Genomic DNA, 26,277 nt, shown 5'->3' with positions numbered 1-26,277 from the left:
TGACAAATGACTATTGACAAATGACTAAAACCATCGTTGTCAAAATCGGAACTTCCAGTCTAACTCAACCAGAAACTGGACAACTGGCACTTTCCACGATCGCTACCTTAGCAGAAACTCTTTCGCAGTTACGGCAACAGGGACATCGGGTGATTTTGGTGTCTTCTGGTGCGGTTGGGGTAGGTTGTGCGCGTTTAGGTTTAACAGAAAAACCGAAAGCGATCGCTCTCAAACAAGCAGTAGCCGCAGTTGGGCAAGGGCGATTAATCCGGGTATACGACGATTTATTTACTACCTTGCAACAACCAATTGCTCAAGTATTGCTGACGCGCAGTGACTTAGTACAGCGCAGTCGCTATCTCAATGTCTATAACACCTTTAAGGAATTGTTGGAATTAGGCATAATTCCTGTGGTGAACGAGAATGATACGGTAGCGGTAGAGGAATTAAAATTTGGGGACAATGACACTCTTTCAGCTTTAGTTGCTAGTCTAGTCCACGCGGATTGGCTATTTTTACTCACTGATGTAGATCGGCTTTACTCCGCCGATCCCCGTTCTGTACCGGATGCACAACCAATTAGTTTGGTTAGTAGTATTAAAGAATTGGAAGAATTACAGGTAAAAACAGGTGCTCAAGGCTCCCAGTGGGGTACTGGTGGCATGGTGACAAAAATTTCTGCTGCTCGCATTGCTACAGCTGCTGGTGTGCGTACCGTCATTACTGAAGGAAAATATCCCCGAAAAATAGAACAAATTTTACAAGGAGAAGCTATTGGTACTCACTTTGAAGCACAGCCAGAGCCAACTTCTGCTCGTAAACGCTGGATAGCCTACGGTGTAGTTCCTTCGGGAAGATTGTATTTAGATGAGGGAGCAGTGGTAGCAATTTCTCAAGCAGGTAAGTCTTTGCTAGCTGCTGGCATTACCGCCGTCGAAGGGGAATTTGATAGCCAAGATGCTGTGCAATTGTGCGATCGCAGTGGGAAAGAAGTTGCCAGAGGACTTGTGAATTACAACAGTATAGAACTCCAACAGATTCGCGGACGTCGCTCAAGTGAAATTCCTATAATTTTAGGATATGAAGGTGCGGAGACTGTGATTCACCGGGATAATCTGGTTTTAACCTGAACTAGCTTAGTTTAGACTTCGCGCTGCTTCACCAGAACGCATGAAAAATCCCTTCACCTGTTCCCTGTTTCCTGACGAAGAATTAGCCAAGCTGCAAACAGCTAAAAATGCTGAGATTGTATCAAACTATGTTCAGCGCTTTTATTCAGAGTGGCATTAGTTTTCAAGCGATCGCTTTATTAATGACCTTAACAAATTTGTTAGTGCTATTTGTGTTATCCGCAACTAAATGCTAAACTACAACGTCCTAAAAATTTGTTATATTTTACGTCTAATTTGCCCATCTATCATGTGAGTGGAGTTTTCTATTATGTCTGGTGATGCAATCACTCAACCCGAATTAATAGATAACAAAGCCAATGAGCGTCAAATTCTGAGTGTAAAAGAATTAAGGATTTTAAGTGATCGCTCTAATCATCAAGGGTTGGTACAACTAGCTGGACATTTAACAATCACTGGATGTAGTGGCTACCTTTGGGCGACGAACTTTGGTAATTGGGCGCTAGCAATATCAGCACTGGTAGTATACGGCTTTAGTTTTGCTTCTATGTTTGCACCTATGCACGAATGTGTTCATAGAACTCCTTTTACTAACAATCGTTTGAATGACGCTATTGCTTGGTGTGCAGGTGTCCTCTCGTTTTATAACAGCACATTCTACCGTTACTACCACAAATGGCACCACCTTTACACTCGTGTTCCCGGCAAAGATCCGGAACTAACTGATATGAAGCCAAGCAACTTAGGTAGATACTTGTTAATAATTAGCGGTTTGCCTTGGTGGTTCGGAAAGATACGCGGACATTTTCGTGCTGCATTCGGTCAACTTGATGATTGTCCATTTATACCAGAAAAAGCACAAAAAGAAGTTATTTGCTCAACTCGCTGGCAATTAGCTACTTATATAGTTGCGATCGCTATTTCATTTACAGTTAATCAGCCTTGGTTTGTACTCTATTGGCTGCTGCCACTGGTTGTAGGGCAGCCGATTCTGCGTTTTATTCTGCTGGCAGAACACACAAGTTGCACTCTTGATGCCAATCTACTTACAAATACGCGTACCACATTAACGCTTTGGCCTGTGCAATTTTTAATGTGGAATATGCCCTTTCATGCAGAACACCATTTATACCCATCTATTCCTTTCCATGCATTGCCAAAAGCTCATCAGCAGTTAAAAGCACATTTTTTACATATCGAGCTTGGCTATGTAAAAGTTAACCGGGATATTGTCACTAAATTAGGGCAGTCGGCATTCTGACAAACACTTTAAATAATAATGGCTCAGGAAAACTTTCGGCTTCTACATAATGTGATTTACTCACTAAATCTACAGCAGATTTTTATACTACCGTTGAAGCAACTTCTTACAGAGTGCATACAATATGAATTAGTTAATTGTCATGCTTTACTTATTCCATCAGACAGATGAATGTATAACTGCTGGCTATGCTAGATTATACCCGACTCATACTATCACTCATACTATCCATGATTGTGCCTGAACTTAGTTTTGCGAGCTATTGTTTCCACCCATAGCTAATCTGTTCAATACACTTTTGAAACTTGTGTGATTCATATGCCTACCATATCTGTAATTATCCCTGCCTATAACGCCGAGAACACAATAATCGATACAATTACCTCCGTTCAGAAACAAACTTTTTCTGACTTTGAATTAATTGTGATCAATGATGGTTCAAAAGATAGAACTCTCAAGCTACTGAACGAGATACAAGATAGTCGTCTCAAAGTTTTCTCCTATAGAAATGGAGGCTTATCAACAGCTCGCAACCGTGGTATCTCTCATGCAACAGGGGAATTTATTGCTTTTCTTGATGCTGATGATTTGTGGACAATTGATAAGTTAGAACTTCAGTTAGAAGCTTTGCAGAAAAGTCCAGAAGCAGGAGTTGCCTATAGCTGGAGTTATTTCATGGATGAAAAAAATGAGTATTGCAGTACAGATAAACCTATATTATTTCAAGGAAATGTTTTTGCTGATTTATTGAAATGGAATTTCATTGCAAGTGGTTCAAATCCTCTAATTCGTAGACAAGCAATTGAGTCTGTCGGAGAATTTGAAACATCGTTGTCAAGAGCTGAGGATTGGGATTATTGGTTACGTTTAGCTGCAAAATGGTCATTTGTTGTAGTCCCCAAACCACAAGTTTTTTATCGTCAATCTTCTAGTTCAATGTCATCTCAAGTTGAATTGATGGAAGACTGTCAATTTAAAGTTTTGGAGCGAGCTTTCCAGATAGCCCCAGCAGAATTGCAAAGGCTTAAACAACCTAGTTTTGCTCATGTTTATCGTTATTCAAGCAAGCTTTGCTTAACAAGAATTCCAGGTAAAGAAGGAGTAAAAAAAGCTAGTCAAAAATTGCGTAAAGCAATCCAGCTAAATCCAAAAATCCTACTTCAAATAGAAACTCAAAAGTTAATTATTAAATTGCTGTTCAAAAAAATACTTACCCCCAATATCTCTGAATACTTGCTTCAAAGTATTAGTAAAATTCGTGCTACTGAAGTTCAAAAATTAAATATCTAGTCCTTATCCCTCACAGCAACAACAACCCTGTGGCTTTTTATTTGAGCAGATAGCACTGCATCCAGAGTTATACTGCAAAAATCGAGAAAATCTTACACACTGCCAAAATAGCCAAGTTAATAAACATTTGGAATTAGCGAACAGTATCTTAATAACTACTGAGGATTCTCAATAATCCACAAATAACAAAGTCAAACACTCCCTCCATTAAGCTACCGTGTATACACAAGTATATTTTTCTCATTACCATGCTCTGCATGGTAATGAAAGTTGGAAGGCTCCGCCTCCTTTTCAGGCAGAGCCTCAATCATGGTTTCCCAGGCTCCAGCCTGGGAAAGAGAAAAAATGGGAAGGTTGTAAAACTAGCGTCAACTAGCGTGGAGTGCCGAATAGTACAGGTAGGTAAAGTACTTTACCCAATTCTCGTGAACAGGGATTGAGTTCAATTAGTAGAATAGGAACAATTAACACTTTTTGTTCCTGGAGTATAATACTCAGTTTTTTTGTACATACTAATAATGCTGCTGCCAACTATAAAAAACTTACCTTGTTGCTCACTTTTAGAGAACTGCAAATGCGGGTATTCAATGGCTAATTCTTCAGCAGTCATGGCTTTTGCATCCATCCCATTTGGCAAAACTCCGGTAGAACCGATATAGAACACCAAAGGGCAAACTTGCTCGCGGTAGATTTTATCTACAATCTCTTTGAGCTTGGCATTGGCTGCAAACATTGCTGCAACTAAATTCTCTTTGCTGCCACTCTTACCGTGACGGTATTCTTGTAATATCTGCACCAAGCGATCGCCTCTGACTTCCGTCAGAATATTGGCAACAATACCATTATTCTCAAGTCCGAGAAAATCGTCAAAAATTGGTTTCATGAACTCATCCACCTTAGTAATTTTCGTACGGGAAGATAATAGCCTCTGCCTAAAACCAATATTTTCATGAAAAGCCAATTTCAAGGTGGGTTTTTGGAAAACTTTTTTACTTCCTCGCTCATAAACTCGATACATTCTATTAAGGAATTTGTTGGCAGGATACAGTTTATTCAGATTGAGAATTTCTTTGCTGCCGATTTCAATTTTATAGCTTAAGCGTGTATCTACTTTACCTTTTGTAAGAGCTTCTTGTAAATCGGTGTAATCATTAGTTGTTGGAAAGTTGATATAAGTATTTCTTGAAAGCTCATGCTTTTTTAGCTCTAACAACTGTTCTGGAACGAAAATATCTGATTCTTCTTTTAAAAACGCAGAAAGAATACTAGAAATTACTTTTATTTCTGCAAGTTGCTCAAATAAACCATCAATATTCCCGTAATACCTACTCAAAGGTAAAAGAGGTAACTTATCTAATTGAATTGTGTATTCACGGTGAAAATCATATGCTTCTGCATCCAGTACACCTTTTTCTTTAAGTAAAGCAAATGTTTTTCTACTATTAATTTTGACTTGTAGTGACTTGATATTCAATTGACCGTCACTCACAATAGTGTAATTTTTAAAATTAGTTAGTTCATTTACTAGTAAACCTGCAACCTCAAGTATTGGTGTTTTATCCTCTACCTTGACAAGTCTAACTTTATGAGTAACGAGCATATTAATAGTAGCAGTATTGCGGTTGAATTCAAATGAACCCATACCAACATACTTGCAATTATCTATATCTTCCGTCCTGAGCCACGGCGTGATAATTTTGCCATTTTCATCTCTATAACCATTAACACGCTTGACACTTGTGCGTTGATAATGTTCCTGTAATTGGTTATGATTAATAATAATATTGTCTTGATGTTCTTCAAAAATTTTGATGAGTTCTAGTAAAGAAAAAGTGTTGTCTGTTGTAATATTCGTTGCTTGTTTATGCATATTTTTATCTACTCCAATTTCAGACTTCAAATTGATCTGAGATTTTATGACAGTGTCTATAATGATTTCCAACTGTTTGAAAAGCTTAAAATATTGAGGTTAAATAAACCAAAATATATTCACTAACAGTTATGCCAACTAACTGTCAAAAATACTATATCAAATACATTAATTGTGTAGTGATTGACTTAGTAAGGTTTGTCTACCCTAGAGATTACCTGATCAATTCCTATTATAGTATAAATGTACTAACAAGTCAAATATTCGTATTTGTAAAGGTGTAGCACACGCTACCAGCTACTACTTCTAAAAGAAAAATGCGTTAAGAATATAGTTCGTAACGCACTAATTTATAGATTAAAGTTGAGCCTCAAATTTGGCTCTAGTAGAAATGTATGTTCAAGGATTATTTTCAAAATATCAATAATTTTAAACACAGCTTGATTGTTGAGCGCAGTGGCATAATCGCTATTGATGCAATTGTCTCCATACTCGTTCTGGTGTCATCGGAAGTTGGCGTAATCTGATACCTGTAGCATGGGCAACAGCATTGGCGATCGCAGGTGCTGTACAATTAGTAGTTATTTCACCCACACCTTTAGCACCAAAAGGCCCATAAGGATCAGCTTTTTCTACAAGAAAAACTTCTATTGGTGGAATATCACTAGCTGTGGGAATGCGATAGTTTCGCAAATTTGAATTAATAATTCTTCCTTGTTCATCAAATAGCAACTCTTCAGTTAATGCATAGCCAATTCCCATTGCAATTCCACCAATGGCTTGTCCGTGACAAATTCTGGGATTTATCGCTTTGCCGATGTCAATAGCTTGCACACATCGTAAAACTTCAATTTTTCCTGTCTCTTTATCAACTTCTACTTCTACACCTTGCACAGCAAAAGTTAAAGTTGCTGCATCTGCTGCATAAGATACTTCAACAGCAACTAAATCCTCTTCATTTATATTTATTTCATCTTGGTGACTTAGCGGTTCATTTCTTAACTTATCTATCAATTTTTCTGCCGCCAACTTTACAGCTTGTCCAGAAATATACAAAGTAGCAGATGCGTAAGAACCTGCATCAAAAGGAGTTTCTTTCGTATCACCAGAAACAATATTTATATCAGTAACTTCTACATCTAAAACTTCTGCTACTATTTGCCGAAGTGTTGTGTCTGAACCAGTACCAACATCTACCGAACCAGTTCTTAACTCATATTTTCCATTACGTAAAAGTGATAGCTTGGCGCTAGCTACGTGGATTTTACATAAACCGCTACCTTGCATAGAAACTGCAAACCCTACTCCACGAGAGCGAGAGCTTTCTACTAATGGTAGTGTTCCAGGAATATAACCTAATGCCTGTGTAACTTTTTCAAAACATTCTCGAACAGCATAGCTTCCAATTAAATTAAAATGGTCTGCTGAAGACTGTCCTAAATTAATCACATCTCCAGGACAAATAATATTTTTTAATCTGATTTCAATTGGATCTATACCCAGTTGCTTGGCAATTTCATCTATTTGACTTTCCATTGCAAAAGTACCTTGAGTAGCACCATAGCCGCGAAATGCTCCAGCTGGCATTGTATTTGTGTAGACGGCAAATCCTTGAAATCTTTTATTTGGACAACGGTACAAACCTAGCGCAATATACCCTGATAAAAATACTACAGTTTGACCATGATTGCCGTAAGCACCTGTGTTACCAACTACTTCTATTTCTTGAGCTACAAATGTACCATCTAGCTTTACTCCACTTTTAATTTTGATTGTCATTGCATGACGACTATTTGTAGCTGTAAATTCTTCATGTCTAGTAAATTCCCATTGCACTGGTTTGCCTGTAGAAAGGGTAGCAAAAGCGCAAATATCTTCCGATAAAATTTCTTGTTTGTTGCCAAATCCACCACCTAATTGAGTTTTATAAACACGAACTTTTTCTTGTGGTAAATTAAAAATTTGGCAAAGTAAACGTTGGCAGTGAAATGGAACTTGAGTACTAGAACGAACAACTAACGTTCCATCCGCTTCTAACCAACTTATAGTCACATGAGGTTCGAGATGAACGTGTTGTACTGCTGGCAGATGATAGGTATTTTCTAAAATTAAATCTGCTTGTGCAAAACCTTTTTCAATATCACCAGATTCAAGAAAAATTTGTCCTGCTATGTTGCGATTTTTATCTGGAATTTGTGACGATTCTGATTCATCATGAATGATGAGGTTACTATCATTCATGGCTGTAATCGGATCAAGAACGTGAGGTAAAATTTCGTAATCGACTTCAATTAATTGACAAGCTTGTTCAGCAATGGCTATTGACTGGGCAACTACAGCTGCAACGCGATCGCCCACAAACCGCACTTTATGATCTAATAAATAGTGGTCGAGGGGATCAGGAACTGGTTCGGCGTGACCAGCAGTGGTGTAAGCTATTCTGGGGACATCTTCATGGGTAAAAATGGCAACGACGCCAGGTAGTGCTTTCGCTGCTTCAGTATTAATTTTGCGGATACGGGCGTGAGGATGAGGCGATCGCAGTACTTTCAGATGTAGTAAACCAGGTGGTACAAAATCTGCGGTGTAGGATGCTTTGCCAGTGACAATTGCTGTACCATCTTGCTTGGGAATATTTTGTCCGACAATTCTTTTTTGGTTGCATCCATCTTGCTCTATCACCTCTAAAGAGCCACAAGCAAGTAAAATACTATTAATAATGGCTTGGTATCCAGTACAACGACAGAGATTACCTTTTAACGCTAAACGTAGTTCCTGTTCTGATGAATAAGACAACTTTGTCGCACTCATAATCATACCTGGAGTGCAAAAACCGCATTGAAATCCTTGTGCTTGTAGAAATGCTTGCTGCATCGGCATGAGTTTGCCATCTACTGATAACCCTTCTATTGTCGTCACCTCTTGGTTGGCAATTCGCATGGCAGGGTAAATGCAGCTATGCACTGGTACATCATTTACCCAAACTGTACATCCACCACAATCTCCAGAATCACAAACACGATGAACACCAAACCAACCAAGTTGTCTTAGTACAGTCAATAGACTGCTTCCCGGATTGCAAGTTGCTGTAAAAGTTTGGTGATTAACCCGAAAATTTAATAATTCTTCCATGTCGGATTTTACATTTTTAATTGTTGTAGCGATCGCTTAATTAAAACTTGTGTTACCTCACGGCGATAAACAGAACTTGCCTTAGCATCATCAATAAAATTTATTCCTTGTAGAAACCGAAAATCTTGTATTTTTTGCTCATCATGCAAATTTAGCAGCATCGGTGCACTGACACTCGCAGCGAGCGCGCATCGTAGTTGTAAATTATCTGGATTACAAGCGCTCACTACTATTGCTAATGCTGGATCGCTTGCTGCAATACCAATACGCTGATAATTCACTTGCCATTTTAAATTTTCAACAGGAATTAAAACTCGCCTCAATATTTCTTGTGGTTGCAAAATTGTCTGGCGATAACCAACTTGAAATTCCTTTGCTGATACTAGGCGCGTTTCTCCTTTTAAATTCCAAATTTCATACTTTGCGTCTAATACCACCATTAAAGGTGCAAAGGTTCCAACAGATAGCGCCAGACAAATATTACCTCCTATTGTTGCCATATTAATGACTTTCATAGAAGCTGAAAGTGCAGACACAGCACTTTTTAATCCTTCTACTGCTCGCCACTCCGGCAGCCATGTATACTGCAATAATTTACTTAACGGACAGCTTGCACCAATCGATAATACCATCTTCTTTTGTATAGGAGCCTCGAAAGAATGTAATTCATTAATATCGAGAAACGGTAAAACTTCAATTTCTGACCATCCTAAAGGCTGTATATCTACCAATACTTTGAGATTTTGTTGCTGTTCAGAAAATAGCCACGTTCCACCAGCTAACCAAGCCCAGCCTTCATCCCAGTTAGTGATATTTTGAATATTATGAACACTTAAATAATTCTCAATATTGGGCAAATCCATTGATTTACCTAAATATAATTAAGACTATACGTACAAAAGTTGTTCTTTGGATGAATTATAACAAAAACATTTTTAAAAGATAAAAGCTAGAAAACTAGTAAATTCAATTTTTACAAAATATAATTTTAAATTTTTATGTCAAGTAATACTTTTTTATTTATTTTACTTCATGAATTTATATAAAAACGGTACGTTAAGCTCCGCGACAACACACCCTACGTGTTTTTCAAAAATCAAATATGAGTCCTATATGTGTTCAAAATATGACTAGTAATGTGCTCACTATATTTCATATCTTTATCACTACTTGGGAGCAGGTTAACCCATAGCACCACCATAAGCTAGAAATGAAATAAACAAGTCAATTCTATCCTCTAGCTTCTATCCGCTAGCTAAGAAGACGAACGTCTACTACCTCTTTGCACGTGCTCGGCGTCAAGTGGCGTTGGAAACCTTACTATGAGCACTGTCTCACCACCGCACTGGCTCCACAACGCGTTGCTCTTTCTCCTTAGCTTTATTTCTTGAAAACTAAACAGCCTCAACGCAGATGTCAAAATCTAGTCTTTAAATGATAACAATTGCCTTGTGTCCCTAGATTTCAGAGTATAGTTATGGGACGTGCTAGTCCTTGATCCTAGTATTCAAATAGTCTTTTATAGAAAAGCTGTGGGTACAACAAGCTAGATCGCGATCGCCTAATAGATGAAAACTCTCCAAAGTTTTTTTGCTCCCAAACTCCCTTGATCACAAGATTTAGGCTGTTGCCTGAACTAAATTCACTAACTCAAAAATTAAGAAAATATTATTCTAAGTCTTGACCAAGCTAGCCAGAAACTTCAAAATGAGAATATTCTATCAAGATTGCCAAACCAGTATCAGGAGAGCTACAAGGATACGAAACCATGAGCTGAAGCACCAGAAGCATAGTTATGTAACAACAAAAGATTTCTAGGTTCTGGTCAACTTCCTTGACCTAAATCTTTAAAATTTCTTCACAAAAAATTTTTGACTTATACAGAGTCTTTTTACTTCAATAAATCTGTGGAACATCATCAAAATTGCAGCATGAGCAAAAAATGGGCGATCAAGCGAATCACCATAAACTTGGCATTAGATGAAGCCAAAAAGCTAGAAAAGTATTGTGGACAGACGGGTAGACCAGCAACAGATGTAATTCGAGAACTGATTCGAGGGTTGCCTGTGACGAGAGTAGAGTAACATCAAATCACTTTGAATCTTATTATATAGTCTTTAGTAACATTTTTTACTAAAGGCTTTACTCTTTTTACCATAAATATCTTCTAGTAATCATAGACTTTTAGCTATCATTTAGTTAATAATTTTAAGGTTGATTCAGTTTTTTCAGCAATCATCAATCAGTTAACTATGTACTTGCTGTAACTGAACTAAAAGTTTTCTAAACCTAACTTTTTCGATCAGCGATGAAAAGTTAGGTAACAGGCAAACTTTGAATCAGCTCTTGAATCACATCCGTTGCAGCTTTTCCTGTTTGTCTGCAATAATTCTCAAGATGATTCGCTTCATCTTGCGTCAAGTCTACAGAGATTTCTTTGCAAGTCAATTGATAGGGAGTTGTAGCACTGGGAGACTTATGAGCAGTGGTCTTGTTCATTGCTTCATATGTTTTTATCAAGTTTGCTAATCTTGCCAACTTAGAAAAATTTTTACCAGTGAAAATCGAGAATTTGAGATTTAAGTTAAGCTTTTTGAGTTACTTATTTTTTTGCAAAGCATATCCAGCGATCGCTGCCCTGTGATTAACAATTTTGCTCTAAATACTGGTGTGGTTATTTCGTATACTCATATATTTAAATTATGATCTACGCCTTATTAAGTAAACTAAGGGGACTTTAAATCTATTTAAAATAAGTGGATTTTATATAATAGATGGTATGGCTATTTATTTTCTTATCAAACTCAGATTTACAATACAGATCCGTTAATTACTTAAATAAATTTTGATGAATTGTTCTAAAGTTCACTCTTAACTTTATGATTTTCCCTTGCTTAAGCTTTAAAAATGTATATCTTGATGGAATGCCAAACTGACATTTTATCCAGTAATTATACTGAAAATCTATAAGAGATTAACTAAAATAATTTTGAGTAATTACTCTGTTGACTATTATCTGTGAAAGTGTTAAATATTATCTGATACATTGTCAATTAAAATGACTTGACTTTGTCGGTAGCTATTGTCTTGATGATAGACATAATTTTAGATGGAATACATAATTATGTGTTTTCATTTGAATTCTTGTACTTTCGCCAAACTGAAGATTATAAAATCTTTTTGGTAAGCTTGGTTAAAAAATTCCAGTTTAGTATTATGATGTTATTACCATCAAGGTATGGTGTTAAAAAGCATCTAGAATATGGCTCTTAACATTAGTGAAAAGCATTGCGTCGTACATCTACCTTCACCTGCTATGAAAACTGAATGCCCTGATATTGAATGGGCGCGGGTTGCGCCTGATACAGTAGTAGTGGCGACATCTGAACGGGTTTGGGTGTACCGACCCAGTTCTACGGATAGTAGCAATATCTTCACTCAACCAATGAGTGGTATAGGTAGTGTAGCCACAACTCAGAAGCTCCTTGACACTTCAATAGTGCTCGCAAAACGTGCGGTCTCGTTCTCTGACCAACCCCCTGTTTTAACTCCTACACTTTGGATCTGGAGTTTGGCAGGTCAGTACCATCTCACCCACTCTACGCCACGACTGATGGAGGAAGCGCGAGAGCTCTTTGCTGCTGCTGGACGCGAAGTTTTGGCGCAGTGGGCAGCACAGAAAGCCATTGAAGAAAGCGGTCACGATCGCCTAGCTCTGCTCGATATTCAATCATTAGGATATGATGCAGAGGCAGTGGTGGAAGCTATATTTCCTCCATCGGCGAAAGCTTTAGTAGATTACTTCACCCGCACCGTGCAAGCGATCGATCCAATTGGTTGCGTAGGTTATGCCTATACGATGGAACGTCTCGCACTTGGTGTTAGTGAAAAGCGTATTCAAGCAGTAGAAAGAATATTGCCACCTGGAACTCGTGCTACCCGTTGTCTGCGTGTACACAGTGGTGTTGGTAGCGATGTGGAACACGCGGATGAGATCATTGAATTGGTGGCAGGATTAACCCCGGAAGAACGCACTAAAGTTGCCATTGCCTGTTATGAAACTGCGCTGTTGGACTTTAGTTCGTCCCAGAATGATTATCCATCAGAAGAGGAGTTACAGCATATATTAAGACCGTTAGCTTTGAAGGAATACTAACAGTAGTCATTCATGTTGCTAGCTGGTTAAGCGATCAATTGTAAAATAAACAGAACCTAAATCCATTTTACAAAAGTTTTTAATCCAGTTTTAAGAAGCAAATTTTAGGAGGATCTCATGGAACCTAAAAACAAAAACACAGCAAATCAAAAGCAGTCTTTAAACCTGTTAACTGTTCTGAGTTTGTGCGCAATTGTTACCTCTACAACGACAGCAGCGATGGAGCAGCTGTCGAAAAAGCAAAATGTTGTTCCAGCAGGTGAGCAACAGACTTTGAATCGGGATTATAATAACCGCCTCGACAAAAACAACGATGTAGTTTTGGAGGAAATAGATCTCGATAAAGAGTGGCAAGGCATTTCAGGCGATGAATCTGAGCAAGGATTGCTACTTGCCAATACTAGGGCATTTTAGGCGATAAATCTGAGCAAGGATCGCTATTTGCCAAAAACTTTCTGATAAATTTCAGTGAGCTATCCGAATTATGTAACACAGAAAGTAAATGATGGCTTTAGAAAGCAAAAAGTAGCAGCAGTTCAGTCAACTGCACCTAAAACTTTTAACGTAGTCTTCGTTGCTTCTGTTATACCAATAGTCCCTATGATACTTAAACTTTCATAGGGCTTTTCTGTTTTTAAAGTTTTCAAACACTCACCAGTTTCAGTATTCCAAAGCTTAATAGTCTCATCTTCGCTACCGCTAGCCAGAGTTTGACCATCTGAGCAAAAAGCGACTGACCAGATCATTCCACTTTTGTGTCCTGACAAGGTTTTTTGGTATGCAAAAGTGTTAACATCCCACAAACTAATTATGCCATCTTGACTACTACTAGCTAGTGTCTGACCATCTGGACTAAAAGCAACAGAGAGTAACCAACCTGTAGGTGGTTGTAAAATTCTTTCGCATTCACCCGTGCGAACACTCCATAACCTTAGCGTTCCGTCTGGGCTAGTGCTTGCTAGCATCTTGCCGTTGGGACTAAAAGCAACCGACCAAACCCAACTCGTATGCCCCTCTAAAGTTTTGAGACACTCACCAGTATTGACATCCCATAATTTAATTTTTTGATCCCAAGCAGCACTCGCTAACATTTGACCATCAGGACTAAAAGTAACCGACCAAACCGCAGCTCTATGCCCTTGGCAAACTTTTGAGACTTGGTAAGTACTGACATCCCACAATCTAATCGTGTTATCTTCACTCCCACTTACCAGGATCTGGCCATCGGGACTAAAGGCAACCGAACAAACTGCGGCGCGATGCCCTTGGAGAGTTTTCAAAAGCTGACCTGTGCTAATATCCCATAATTTAATGGTTCTGTCGCCACTACCGCTAACCAATAAATTGCCTTGTGGACTAAAAGCAACTGAGTAAACCCAATTAGTATGTCCTTGAATAGTCTTTAAAACCACACCTGTGCTAACATCCCACAACCTTACTGTGTGGTCGTGGCTACCACTCGCTAAGATCCCCCCTTCGCCCCCCTTATGAAGGGGGGTTGGGGGAATCGGGCTGAAAGCGACTGAAAGAACTTGATTGGTATATCCTTGGAAAGTTCTGAAACATTCACCAGTGCTGGCACTCCATAGTTTTACTGTCTGATCGTGGCTACCGCTAGCAAGGTAATCTCCTTGCGGACTAAAGGCGACAGAAAATATCCAACTAGAATGTCCTTGCATAGTTTTCATCGCTTGACCTGTGGTAATATCCCACAACCTTACTGTGTTGTCATGACTACCACTAACGAGAACATTTCCTTGTGGACTGAAGGCGACAGAAAATACTCGATTTGTATGACCTTCAAATGTTTTAAGGCATTCACCTGTATAAATATTCCATAACTTTACTGTGTGATCTTCACTGCCACTGGTTAGCATCTTACCGTCAGGACTGAGGGCAATTGACCGGACTCCATCGCTATGTCCCTCCAATGTTCTAAGGCATTCTTCCGTGCTGACATTCCAGAATTTTATCGTGTGGTCGTCACTGCCGCTAATTAGTGTCTGCCCGTCCAAACTAAAAGCAACAGAGGTTACCCAGCTTGTATGCCCCCGAAAAATTTTCAAGCATTCGCCCGTGCTAACTTGCCATAGCCTTAAGGTGTAGTCATCACTACCACTAGCAATCATCTCGCCATCAGGACTAAAGACAACTGACCAAACTTCACCACCATGTTCCTGCCAAATTTGTTGGCATCCACCAGTACTGATATCCCACAGCCTTATCGTACAGTCGCTACTCCCGCTAGCAAGAGTCTTGTTGTCAGAACTAAAAGCAACGGAGACAACCCAGTTAGCGTGTCCTCGTAAGATGAGAAGTTTTTGACCATTAGCAACTCGCCACAAGTGAATTTCACCATTGCTATCTCCCGCAGCAAGGAGTTTCCCGTCAGGACTAAAGGCGACAGACATCACCCCACCAAAGGTTTCAGAAAAAACTGACTTCGCTAAATCGGCGTTTTGGAAGTTTACATGATGTAAATTTACCTTGCGTAGGTCTGCTTGCCAAACAGTTAAATAAGAAAAATCATAGCCAGTTAAATCTGTTCCTATATGCTTCAGCAGATTAAGAATATTTCCAGCCGTATATCCAGGTTCTTGCGGTGATTCCTCTCGCTGTTTTACTAATACTGTAGTTAAGTGCTTTTCTATTCCCTTTTTATTTCTAAAAACAGAGAGCAGCCCATTCACAACTGGTTGGAGAATAAGGCGAATTTGAGCTTCCCTAACATAGTCTTTTGCTGTTGCCTTTATCAAAGCGTGGCTTCTAAAAAGCTCAATATCCTCAGCAGCAATTTCTTCACAGACTCGCTCTATTAATACCTGAGTTACAAATTCCATAACTACAGGTTGTAGAGTAAATGTTGCTGCGCTTTTCTCGACTAGCGATCGCCTTCCTAAAGATTCTAAAGCTTCTAGCAATTTGGCTGATGGCACTAGCCAGACAATATCTTCTCGTAATTCTGAGAGCGAAACAGGTTCACGATTAATCGCCAACCAGTACATTATTTCCGCTTCTAAATCTGACAAACGATTAAACTGCTGTTCTAAAATATCGTGAATATCGCCAAAAACAGCAGTCTCTTGCTGCAAAAACTCACTTACATTACCATCAAATACATCTTCAATCGTTGTAGAAACTATTTTCAAAGCTAAAGGATTGCCTGCGTAGCGTTTAACAATCGCCTCACATTCCTCCTTTGCTACAGTTAATCCCTTAATTTTAAAGATTTCTAGCCCTGCGATGACATTTAACCCACTTAATTGTAATGAGCGAACCGATAATGCTTGTCCTTTCAATAATGCTACTTCTTGTGGTTGTTCCCGACTTGTCAGCACCAAGCAGCTTTGATGAGTTGCTTCTCCTAATCGTCGCAATAGCTCACCATATCCCTCATATCCTTCTCGGTATTGTCCGGCTCGCCCACCACTACGGAGAATTGCTTCCAGATTGTCAAGTATCAAAAGACATCTTTGATTTCGCAAGTAATCAAGTAATCTTGATACGCGATCGCTCAAGTTGTCGGATAAGTTACTTTCTGTTTCCTGCTCATCAGATAAAACTTGGAGCAGACTAGCCAAAATAGTTTTAACGGGTGGAGCTTCTCTTAGCGATCGCCAAATAACATACTCAAAGTCTTCCTGAATTTTCTGAGTAAGTTTTATGGATAAAGTAGTTTTACCGATACCACCCATTCCTAATAATGCTACCAATTGGCAGCGATCATCAAGAATCCATTGTTCTAATATAGCAAGTTCTTCTGTACGCCCATAAAAAATTGAGATACTCGCAGCCTCTCCCCAATCTATGTGGGTATTTGAGCTTAAATAGTCACTTTTATCTATTTTCAACTTAAAAATAGAAAATAGTTTTTCAATAGTTTTTTTATCTACTCCTCCTTCACGATTTATTACTTTTGAGATTGTACTAGGATACAATCCAGATAAATCGCTCATTTCTTCAAGTGTGTAGCTATTTCCGTAATTCTCGTTTGTTTCTGACTGACGCTTTGCCTCTTGAAGTTTGTGTAAACCTCTAGTGGTAAGTACAACACCACGCTTACGTTTCCAATTCTGTAAAGCCATGTATTAAAAAATTTGTGATCAGCAATCAACTCTCATAAAATTTGTTTGCAACCGCATAACAACTGTGCGCTTGCTTTTTGTTCATTGTGAACAAGATAAAACTAAATACAACACTACGAATTTATATATTAGGTTATATTGTCAAACTAGGGTCAATCATAGCTTGAAAACTAGTGCTTCAGATCGGAAGTTAATGAGAATTAATTCTTATGAGTGTTTCTCTTAATCAACAAGGCAAATAGTATATGCTTCTTTTGCTTACCTTATACATTAATTGTTGGTCTGTCAGTGTATTCATAACAGTCTGACTAAACCATTGATTTAAAAACTAAATTATTACAGCAATCACAATAAACGCTTATTTGAATGTTACTTGAAGGTCAAATAAACAATTTACTTCTCGCTTAAGTCTCCATCACAAATCAGAGGCTTTTCAACTAATATACTTCTAATACAATAACTCACTGATTAATTACATCTAGCTGAATTTCATAACCTAGTCGCATTGGCAGAGAAACTTTGTAAACATCACCTTGATTCATTTCTCCAGGTTGTTTAATTTGACTTAAAGCAATTACAACTTCATCAGAATTTGCTGTCAAGATCACAACTGGTTGCTCGCAGGCAATAGGAAAGTCATGCCAGGTACCAAGATGTAGTAATAGTGCGTGTCCGGCGGGAAATCTTAGAGCTTTCACTTGATTTAAGTCTGGTAAATTTTCACCCTGTTCGTGATTAGGTGGTGCCATTACCATAATGAATGGTGCTTTTCCCAAACCGACAAATAGTTGGGTCATATGCATATGGCGTTCTAGCCAAATAATAGCTGGATAACCCGGCATAATTTTCGCGGTTCTAAAAGTTGCCGTACCACGATAGATAAAATCAAGATTTTCGCCTTCAATGACTCTACCTTGATAAAAAGGAATTTCTAAACCTGGTTTGCTAACATTATCGCCCAAAAGATATCCAAAAGGTTTAATATTTTCTGAATTAGCATCAATAACGGGAATTTTTAAAACTCTGCTAGATGAATTAGACATATAAAGACTTCATGTAATAGTTTAAAATCAAATAACTTAATAAAATTATATTTTAATCATAGTTGTTAATTAGCATTACTGCTAAACCATTCATAAATACCTTCACCTGTAGTTAACCAAGAATTTGGCTTGTTTTTGATATGTAATAAACACTGCTTTAAGTACTTCAATCTTAGCGGCTGACCAACAATAAATGGATGTAAGCCAATTGCCATTATTCGTCCTTGCTTTTCTCCGTCTTCCCACAATTGCTCAAATTGGTCTTTGATTGCTTGTGCAAACTCTAAACCAGAAAAGCGATTACTCAAACATAAAGTAATATCATTTGCTTCTATAGTATAAGGAATTGCCAGTAAGCGGTCATTAGATAATGGATACCAATAAGGTTGGTCATCATTTACCCAGTCAGCAACGTAAACTATTCCTGCTGAATGTAATAATTCAAAAGTTGATTCTGTAATTGAAAATCCTGGGGTTAACCATCCTTTAGGTCTTTTCCCAGTGGCTTTTTCAAGTAAACTTACAGTTTTCTCAATTATCTGAGTTTCTGCTTCCCGTTCCATGCCACTATGACCAGTAGAATTATTAAGACCATGACCCATCACTTCCCAGCCATATTCCTGTATAGCCTTTATAATATCGGGATAAAGTTGGCAAATTTCGCCGTTAACAGCAGCAGTGACAGGAAACTCCAATTCAGCAAACAAGTTAAATAACCGCCAAATACCAACGCGGTTACCGTAATCCCGCCAACCATAGTTAGCTATTTCTGGGTAACTATTTAAATGCGATTGAATTGCCGTTCCTAACTTGCCGAAGGTGAAATGCTCTACATTCATGACTACCCATACAGCAACTCTAGCTTGATTAGGTAATTTCAGAACTGGACGCTGTGTGATTGCTTGAAAGGATGGAGGTTGCATAGGTTCTAGATTTTAAATATTGGATATGTTATCTGTTATTGCGTATATATGTAGCTAAGTACTCTGATCAGAACTCGGATTTACTAACATGACCAATTATTGCATTACTGAAATCATATCAATAGTAAGCATAGGTCATCCTACTCAGATAGTTTCCTGTACTGCAAATACATTTTTATTTGGGATGCTACTTAGCCCATCGCAGATTTAGCATTATCAGTTTTCAAGTCAGTAATAGCTTTTAAATTCAAGTACTACCCAAGTCTTACTAAAGATATAGGATTACTATTTGGTTTTTGAACAACACGTAGGGTGTTTTATCGCAAAGCGTAACGCCATGCCAGGTGCTACAATGCGCTTAACCCGCGCAACCACTGGCTTCTCTACAAATACTTAATTTTTCAGAAATTAAACCTGATTCCCATAACATCTGTTATCTAACATAAATAATAGTAAAATCAGTATAAGAATCTAACTTGATTTTAAATAGCTATTTGAGGGTTTTTGTTAATTTTATTATATTTTAATAAATTCAACTATTTTGATATAATGTTTAATTATTTTTTCTCAATAATTTGCTTTCGGTATTTTAGATATTGACTTTTAAAAAATTTTAATTGTAAACCATTATATTTTAAATATTCTTAAAAGAAAAACACGTAATATAAAAGTGATAACTCACATCTTGTATACACTTTAGCGACTTAATTTCGCGGCGATACAGATTAATTCTATAATGCTAACTAACCCTTTCATTATTTCTAAAAAAAAATAATGAAGAGTAAAAAGCATTGAAAGAAAGTAATTTCTGTAAAGCCGTGATTTCTTTACTAACTAAATAGCTATATTTGCCAAGCTTGCCAAAATATATAAACTGATAACACTGCTAGCAAAAACCGAAATGCAAAGCTAACAAATTGGTCTGACAATTTAGGCAAAAAGCGAGTACTAATTTGCACTCCCACCAGTCCTCCCAATCCTAAAATTAACCCCTCTAGAAACAAAATATTCTCGCTAATAGCGTGTCCTATCGTTGCAGAAATAGCAGTAATTACAATTACACCTAAACTAGTTTGAATTGCTACTTTAATTGGTTCAGCTAGTAATAAAATTTGTAGTGGTACCATAATTACGCCACCACCAACACCAAATAAACCTGCTAATATACCAGCAGAGCCACCAGTAAGTATTCTAGCTATAACTGGATTTAATTTTTGTGGCTGGTTTTGCACATTTTTTCTACTTAATCGTTTACGTAATTCAACTAGATAAATATTTAATAAAAGTAACAAACCAAAAGCAATTAATATTATCTTTGGAGGAAAAATATTTGCTAAATAGACACCTAATTGTGCTGTCAGTAGAGCGGGCAAACCTAATAAAATAACTCTCCGGGCATTAATATAACCCATTCGCCAATTTTGTACAGTGCCAGAAATAGCTGTAATTGCGATCGCCAAACTACTAGTTGCAACAGCTTGTACAGGTGGATACCCTAATGCAATTTGCAAAGGTACTAAAATTGTACCGCCGCCAATTCCAAGGAATCCAGCAAGAACACCAGAAAGTAATCCACTCAAAATTAAAAGCAACCAAGTAGTCATTTATCAGTAGATAGTAGTTATTAGATAGTAGTTAGTGGTAAAGATGGCTATATAAGCAAACTTCCTCTGGCTCACCACTTCCTTGATGTTAGAACACTATGTACGTTATACGATTTTGAATTTTGCGAAAAGTTTGTAGACGCGGAGTGGGTTCCCGTAAGGGTGCGGATGTTTCCTCCGATCAAAGCTTTTCAATACGGATTTTGGATTGGGAATCTCCCTGGTATGTCAGGGTTTGCTAAATCCATCTACCCTTAATCATTTTTTAAATTGGTATTAGTTTCTCCTGGAGTAAATCTCTATACTTTTTAGTAGTTGAATCATAGTCACTAAAACTACTAATCCATAACAATTTGCTTTACAATAACTGTAAATCTTCAGGTAAAATAGACTTGGGTAACATTCCGTGTACACCTTTTTGTGGATTATTAACAACTTGAGTAATACGAAAATTTACTGCTAGGCTACACAACACATAAGCATCTTCTGGTGATAGTCGGACAAACTTTACCAAAAAATCAATCATATTTGTTAAAGCTAATTCAAAAGCTTCATCCAGAGTTTGACTGAAACCCATTGTGATTATGTCAGTGGAAGTTTCAGCTATAGGCGTTGTCAACTGCAAATCCTTACGAAGATTTAGTTTGATAATACCGTTCATAGAAGTTTCAATAGCAGTAACATTTACTTCGCCATCTCCCTGTGCTGAATGCCCATCACCTATAGAAAATAAAGCACCGGGGACGAAAACAGGTAAGAATACTCTTGAACCTGCTTGTAATTCACGGTTGTCGATATTGCCGCCATAGCAACCAGGAGGAATTGAAGAACGTTGTATCTCTGGAGTTGCCACCCCAAGTATGCCAAAAAAAGGTTTCAGAGGAATTTTAATACTGCTGTTTTTGGGAAACTCAGCAATATTTTTTTCCAAGTCAAGAGAAATAAATCTCAAAGCCGCTTGTGGAAATTGGTGTGGTAAGGCTCCCCAACCAGTACGAATAGCATTGAAACCAATGGGTAAGCTTGGTTTAATTGCTTCTAATTTTACTTCCAAAACATCTCCAGGTTCTGCTCCCCGCACATAAATTGGCCCTGTTAGCAAATGTGGCCCCTCTGCTATCTTACGTTCTGGTGACAGATTTTGGCAGATATCTAAAAATTCTGGCGTGAGAAACTCTGGAGGAGCTTTGTCGTGGATATAGTAACCAGTGTAAGTTTCTACCTCCACTGTATCACCAGAGTCAACTGTTAATACTGATTCTAGCAAATGCGAGAAACCACCTAGATGCACAGTTTCTTTTGTAGCTTTGAGAATATGTTGAACCATTGTCATTTAAATGTCTCAGTAGTATTACTTAAATTATTTCTAGTTTTTTAATATCTCATTACTAATATTTAGTGTGCTTGTGATGGCTAAATGTTTTGATACTGCTATTTTTTAATTCAAGAAGGTCTTTTGAGCTATACAAGTGTTGTTAGTGAATTCACCGATACTGTATCATTTTATTTACAAAAAAACAAAATTTTTTTTAAATTATCACCTTTATATTAATTCCCAAGATATGATAATTAAAGCTATAATCTTTAATTAAAAAACTAAAAATGTCCCTAATCAATTGAAGCTGGATATATTTTATTGCCTCAGCAAATTGAAGTTATGACGAAGAAAGGTTAATAAATTTAATTATTGAAATTGCTAGTCATCTCTTCGATTCTTATTTTTCCTAAAAAATTCATTAAAATTAGAATAGCCAAATGACGATTTGTTTGGATTTTAATCCTAAACATATGAAAAATTCACTTTAGTAGACTATTCAATTATATTTTTATTTTAACTAGTAGGTCACTATAGTTTTCTGCATCCTTAATTTTATAAAAACTTTAAATAAATTAAGTAAAAATTTATGGCTAATTTTGTTGTATTATACCACTTTGCATCTGGCTGAATAACAATATATAAATGTATGAGCAAATTCTGAGTTGCTAGGTAAATTAGAACTGTATAACTGGAAGTAATAATTAAAAATTAGGAATCACTAAATTATTATGCAATCAATCCTTGTTAATAATTTCTGTCTTTTTTAAACCTATTAGTTTATTTTAAATATCATTAGAAAATTGTGTTATTTGTGCTGTCATTTTATTGAGTAATAATAATGTGTAAAAAATTTATCATTGGTTTAGAATCTGTCATTTTTGCTTTTTCCCCTGCTATGTCAGTTCAAGCAACCCAAGTAGAACTGGGTGTTTTCAAATCTGTAGATGCACCTGATGTAAACTGTCCTCAGAAAGTGATTATCACAGAACAGCGTGCACCTTATTATGAGGGCGGATATACAGTCAACGGTCAAGCAAAATTAAGCTCTTTTGCAGGAGCCTTTACGATCGCCTCTTTTGATCGCTTTAGTGTTACTTGGGTAGCAAACCTTAAGCTTGCCTTTCAAAAATGTGTAGCTACTGGCAGAATTATCAAATATGGCAACGAAACATATAATTCTCATTCCTATTTACGTGTCAGATTTAATGGTGGCAAAGTATATTTAATTCTAGATATGACTGGAAACAGAGACGTTAATAGTTTCACACCCTCCATTACCAAAAAAAGTGTCAATACAGGAAACCCGGTTTGGAGTTGGTCTGGTACAGATTAAAGCTTAGGAAAAATTAGCAGATATTTGTTAATAAAAATTTAATTACATCTGCAAGACCTTCCTGATTTTTTAAATTTGTAAACACAAAGGGCTTATTGCCACGCATTTTCTTGGCATCACTTTCCATTACAGTTAGCGAGGCACCAACATAGAGAGCTAAATCAGTTTTATTTATTACTAGTAAATCAGATTTCGTAATTCCTGGGCCACCTTTACGGGGAATTTTATCACCAGCTGCTACATCAATTACATAAATAGTTAAATCAACAAGTTCTGGACTAAAAGTAGCAGCTAAATTGTCACCACCACTTTCTAGAAAAACTAAATTTAAATCTGGAAAATCTGCCTCTAACTGTTCTATAGCTGCTATATTTATCGAAGCATCTTCGCGAATTGCAGTGTGAGGACAACCACCAGTCTCTACTCCCACAATGCGATCGCTTGGCAGTGCTTGAGAATGTACCAAAAACCGTGCATCCTCTTGTGTATAAATATCATTTGTCACTACTGCAATTTTATACTGCTCACGCATTGCCTTACACAAAGCATCTACTAAAGCAGTTTTTCCCGAACCTACAGGACCAGCTATACCGACTCGAAAGGCACTCATAATTTTATCAATGTATAGTAGTTAGTGGTTAGTTGTTTATTACTCCCTCTGCTCATTTCCCTATCTTGCTCTAACTTCTAAACAATCTTGTATACAATGTTTCATGCCTCATGCTTGCTAGCGATAGACCCCAACTGCAACAACTAAGCTCATCATCCTCTAAACCGAGAATTTCTACTGTAGTAGTACTTAGTAATAATTGTAGCTCCATTAATAATTGCTGTCCTGCAGTTTGACCAAGAGGAATGAGTTTTACTCCAGTAGTAATTAAATTACTCACCCAATTATGCAGATATCCCAGTACTGCTGCTTCCATATTTATTTGCCAAAAAGCACTTGCAACACCAAAAGCGATCGCATAATTGCAATAATTACCGATAGCACTACCAATTGTTGCTAACTGTGGTTGCAAGTCTACCAGTAGCCGCATCAGCGATCGCCCCATGCCTACACTGGAAGCACGCAATTCCTCTGTTTCTCTGGCTGCTGATAACCAAAAATTCCAGTCAGATAAAGTCTTTAAATCGTTCTCCTTCATTGACTGATATGCTCGTACCATCACAGCTGCTTCTAAGCGAATTGTTCCATAACACAATTCCATTGCTAGCCAGTGCTTTAAATTTTCTTTAGTAGCGATTGTGCTATTCTCAATCAAAGTTTCCAAGCCTTCGGAATAACTATATGCTCCCACAGGCAAAGCTGGACTTGCCAATTGCAAAATGTACAAAAAATTACTATTAGTAAGTGTGATGGTGTCCATAAGCACCCCCTTCTGGTTGAAAGGGTAAAACCTCTTCGTGAACCTTTAGTCCTAGTTTTTCCAACATTGCGCGTAGTACTAGGTCAGGAGATAATCGTAAATAATCAGCCGTAATTTCTATTGGGACATGACGATTACCTAAATGATATGCCGCCCGTATTAATAAAAGCGCTGTTTGAGCTGTGACAGTGAAGACTGGCTCTGGCTTGGCAATGACTCTGATCATACTATTGCTCGTTTCATCTTGAAGAATATCCCCATTTTGCAGCACCATACCTCTGGGTAAACGCAAACATACTATTTGTCCATCTTCTGTCTCAAAATGATGACGACTACGGGTACGCTCTTGTGCTGTCAAAGCCAAAGTTAATGTTACTGCTGTATGTGGATTTGGTGGTTTACGCTGGGTGAATGTCAGCATCAGCTATTGCAAAGTTCTGAAATGTTATCTAGTTGAATTTTAAATATTGCGGAGCCTACAGTAATTCACTTGATTTTCATACTCAAATCTAACCATTTTGACTGTGTAATGGGTGCACTGCTGGAAATATAGTCCACTCCTGTTTCTGCTACTGCGCGAATCGTATCTAAGGTAATATTGCCTGAAGCCTCTATTTTCACTCGCTCGCTCTCCAAACGAATCATTTCCACTGCTTTGTGCATTGAATCTAGAGACATATTGTCCAACATAATAATGTCAGCCCCATGCTGCAAAGCTTCTTCTACCTGATCTAAGCTTTCCGTTTCTACTTCTATTGATAGAGGATAAGGAATTTGCTTGCGAATCCGAGCGATCGCTTCTTTAATTCCTCCAGCAGCCACAATGTGATTATCTTTGATCATCACTGCATCATCCAAACCCATGCGGTGATTGGTTGCCCCTCCTACCTGAGTTGCGTACTTTTCTAATAATCGTAGTCCCGGTGTAGTTTTACGCGTATCTACCAATTGAGCAGGTAAATCTGCAATCTGTTCCACATATTTTTGCGTCAATGTGGCAATGCCACTCAAGCGCATAGCCAAGTTGAGTGCAACTCTCTCGCACATCAATAATGCATCCAGAGAACCGTTAATTTCCGCTATTGTTTGTCCTAGCTCACACTCTTTTCCTTCAAGGATGATAGCCTCAAAACCAACTTTTGCGTTCAAAATTTGAAACACTCTTGCCGCAATAGGCAAACCAGCTACTACTCCGGGCGCTTTTGCTATCCACTTTGCTTGTCCTTCTTTTGCATCCTTATATAAAAGAGATTGAGTAGTGCGATCACCCCTACCAACATCCTCTAATAACCAATCATGTAAAAGTTTATCTATTACTAGCCAAGGGGGCAAAATTCCAAAATTATCCACAACTTACTCTTAATATCAATTCTCTAGTTCCAGGAATACTTTAGCCCAAAACCCTATACCTACTAATTTTTTTAGACTATTCCAAAAAATTTTCTTAGATTTTTCGAAAAGTAGTTGACAGTGAAAGATGTGTTGGCTACTATAGATAAGTGCCTGAGAGGGGCGCGACAGAGCGCTGCTCGAAAGGAAGCCGAACCATGAAAATAATATAGTTTGAAAGCAATTATAAGACACATAGCCTGCGGAGTAAAGCAAATAGACCGAGGCTAGAGGTCAAAAAAGAAATAGCCAAAGAAAGAGCTAAACAAACTACTAACGTAGAACAAAACGGAGAGTTTGATCCTGGCTCAGGATGAACGCTGGCGGTATGCTTAACACATGCAAGTCGAACGGTCTTTTTCGGAAGATAGTG

General features: G+C 37.8%; 20 protein-coding genes and 1 rRNA gene. 8 read left to right on the top strand and 13 right to left on the bottom strand.

Annotation, left to right across the window (positions count from 1 at the left end; all coding sequences use genetic code 11):
• The first annotated feature begins 20 nt into the window (after window positions 1-20).
• From proB to QUB80_RS31325, 3 genes are all read left to right on the top strand, one after another.
• Window positions 21-1,130: a glutamate 5-kinase gene (gene proB / locus QUB80_RS31335; protein WP_289793366.1), complete on the top strand. Its 1,110-nt coding sequence runs from the start codon at window positions 21-23 to the stop codon at window positions 1,128-1,130.
• Between the two features lie 310 nt (window positions 1,131-1,440).
• Window positions 1,441-2,391 (top strand): fatty acid desaturase, encoded by a 951-nt coding sequence (locus QUB80_RS31330; protein WP_289793365.1) that lies wholly within the window; start codon window positions 1,441-1,443, stop codon window positions 2,389-2,391.
• A 318-nt stretch (window positions 2,392-2,709) separates the two neighbouring features.
• Complete coding sequence (locus QUB80_RS31325; protein ID WP_289793364.1) at window positions 2,710-3,681, top strand: glycosyltransferase family 2 protein; 972 nt, start codon at window positions 2,710-2,712, stop codon at window positions 3,679-3,681.
• 442 nt (window positions 3,682-4,123) lie between these two features.
• Here QUB80_RS31325 and QUB80_RS31320 read toward each other — a convergent pair whose 3' ends face one another.
• The 3 genes from QUB80_RS31320 to QUB80_RS31310 all read right to left on the bottom strand — a co-directional run bounded on the left by QUB80_RS31320 (window position 4,124) and on the right by QUB80_RS31310 (window position 9,546).
• The gene (locus tag QUB80_RS31320) at window positions 4,124-5,581 is read right to left on the bottom strand and encodes a hypothetical protein (protein WP_289793363.1); all 1,458 of its coding nucleotides are present in this window, start codon (window positions 5,579-5,581) and stop codon (window positions 4,124-4,126) included.
• A 438-nt stretch (window positions 5,582-6,019) separates the two neighbouring features.
• Window positions 6,020-8,683: a molybdopterin-dependent oxidoreductase gene (locus QUB80_RS31315; RefSeq protein WP_289793362.1), complete on the bottom strand. Its 2,664-nt coding sequence runs from the start codon at window positions 8,681-8,683 to the stop codon at window positions 6,020-6,022.
• Between the two features lie 8 nt (window positions 8,684-8,691).
• Entirely contained in the window at window positions 8,692-9,546 is an 855-nt protein-coding gene (locus tag QUB80_RS31310) for an FAD binding domain-containing protein (protein ID WP_289793361.1), read from the bottom strand.
• A gap of 1,068 nt (window positions 9,547-10,614) precedes the next feature.
• On the opposite strand from QUB80_RS31310, the gene QUB80_RS31305 reads away from it, so the two are divergent.
• The gene (locus QUB80_RS31305; RefSeq protein ID WP_289793360.1) at window positions 10,615-10,767 is read left to right on the top strand and encodes a ribbon-helix-helix domain-containing protein; all 153 of its coding nucleotides are present in this window, start codon (window positions 10,615-10,617) and stop codon (window positions 10,765-10,767) included.
• Window positions 10,768-10,999: 232 nt separating this feature from the next.
• Here QUB80_RS31305 and QUB80_RS31300 read toward each other — a convergent pair whose 3' ends face one another.
• Complete coding sequence (locus QUB80_RS31300; protein WP_289793359.1) at window positions 11,000-11,182, bottom strand: CopG family transcriptional regulator; 183 nt, start codon at window positions 11,180-11,182, stop codon at window positions 11,000-11,002.
• An 817-nt stretch (window positions 11,183-11,999) separates the two neighbouring features.
• Between QUB80_RS31300 and QUB80_RS31295 the strand changes: the two genes are divergently transcribed.
• Window positions 12,000-12,839, top strand: coding sequence for a heme oxygenase-like domain-containing protein (locus tag QUB80_RS31295; RefSeq protein WP_289793471.1), 840 nt, complete (start codon window positions 12,000-12,002; stop codon window positions 12,837-12,839).
• A gap of 117 nt (window positions 12,840-12,956) precedes the next feature.
• Window positions 12,957-13,253, top strand: a complete 297-nt coding sequence (locus QUB80_RS31290) for a hypothetical protein (RefSeq protein WP_289793358.1) — start codon at window positions 12,957-12,959, stop codon at window positions 13,251-13,253.
• Window positions 13,254-13,375: 122 nt separating this feature from the next.
• On the opposite strand, the gene QUB80_RS31285 is transcribed toward QUB80_RS31290, so the two are convergent.
• The 5 genes from QUB80_RS31285 to QUB80_RS31265 form a co-directional block, all read right to left on the bottom strand.
• Entirely contained in the window at window positions 13,376-16,924 is a 3,549-nt protein-coding gene (locus tag QUB80_RS31285; RefSeq protein ID WP_289793357.1) for a WD40 domain-containing protein, read from the bottom strand.
• A gap of 461 nt (window positions 16,925-17,385) precedes the next feature.
• Window positions 17,386-17,967 carry an ureidoglycolate lyase gene (locus tag QUB80_RS31280; protein ID WP_289793356.1) on the bottom strand — a complete coding sequence of 194 codons (582 nt, stop codon included), beginning with the start codon at window positions 17,965-17,967 and terminating at the stop codon, window positions 17,386-17,388.
• A gap of 65 nt (window positions 17,968-18,032) precedes the next feature.
• Entirely contained in the window at window positions 18,033-18,890 is an 858-nt protein-coding gene (locus tag QUB80_RS31275) for a polysaccharide deacetylase family protein (protein ID WP_289793355.1), read from the bottom strand.
• An 842-nt stretch (window positions 18,891-19,732) separates the two neighbouring features.
• On the bottom strand, window positions 19,733-20,494 hold the full coding sequence (locus tag QUB80_RS31270) for a sulfite exporter TauE/SafE family protein (protein WP_289793354.1): 762 nt from the start codon (window positions 20,492-20,494) through the stop codon (window positions 19,733-19,735).
• 358 nt (window positions 20,495-20,852) lie between these two features.
• Entirely contained in the window at window positions 20,853-21,821 is a 969-nt protein-coding gene (locus QUB80_RS31265) for an acetamidase/formamidase family protein (protein ID WP_289793470.1), read from the bottom strand.
• Between the two features lie 829 nt (window positions 21,822-22,650).
• Here QUB80_RS31265 and QUB80_RS31260 point away from each other — a divergent pair.
• A complete protein-coding gene (locus QUB80_RS31260) occupies window positions 22,651-23,145 on the top strand; it encodes a hypothetical protein (protein ID WP_289793353.1) in 495 nt (164 codons plus the stop codon).
• Between the two features lie 13 nt (window positions 23,146-23,158).
• Here QUB80_RS31260 and ureG read toward each other — a convergent pair whose 3' ends face one another.
• The 4 genes from ureG to nadC all read right to left on the bottom strand — a co-directional run bounded on the left by ureG (window position 23,159) and on the right by nadC (window position 25,865).
• Window positions 23,159-23,755, bottom strand: coding sequence for an urease accessory protein UreG (gene ureG, locus QUB80_RS31255; RefSeq protein WP_289793352.1), 597 nt, complete (start codon window positions 23,753-23,755; stop codon window positions 23,159-23,161).
• A 70-nt stretch (window positions 23,756-23,825) separates the two neighbouring features.
• Window positions 23,826-24,515, bottom strand: coding sequence for an urease accessory protein UreF (locus QUB80_RS31250; protein ID WP_289793351.1), 690 nt, complete (start codon window positions 24,513-24,515; stop codon window positions 23,826-23,828).
• Complete coding sequence (gene ureE / locus QUB80_RS31245) at window positions 24,493-24,936, bottom strand: urease accessory protein UreE (RefSeq protein WP_289793350.1); 444 nt, start codon at window positions 24,934-24,936, stop codon at window positions 24,493-24,495. Before ureE ends, QUB80_RS31250 begins: the two co-directional genes overlap by 23 nt.
• Window positions 24,937-25,001: 65 nt before the next feature.
• Entirely contained in the window at window positions 25,002-25,865 is an 864-nt protein-coding gene (nadC, locus tag QUB80_RS31240; RefSeq protein ID WP_289793349.1) for a carboxylating nicotinate-nucleotide diphosphorylase, read from the bottom strand.
• A gap of 324 nt (window positions 25,866-26,189) precedes the next feature.
• Here nadC and QUB80_RS31235 point away from each other — a divergent pair.
• Window positions 26,190-26,277 (top strand): 16S ribosomal RNA (locus QUB80_RS31235); the annotation flags it as partial.

It is taken from the genome of Chlorogloeopsis sp. ULAP01 (assembly GCF_030381805.1).
In the GTDB taxonomy this organism is placed as follows: domain Bacteria; phylum Cyanobacteriota; class Cyanobacteriia; order Cyanobacteriales; family Nostocaceae; genus Chlorogloeopsis.
Note: the sequence above shows the minus strand (reverse complement) of the source record. Positions and strands in the feature narration are given on the sequence as shown.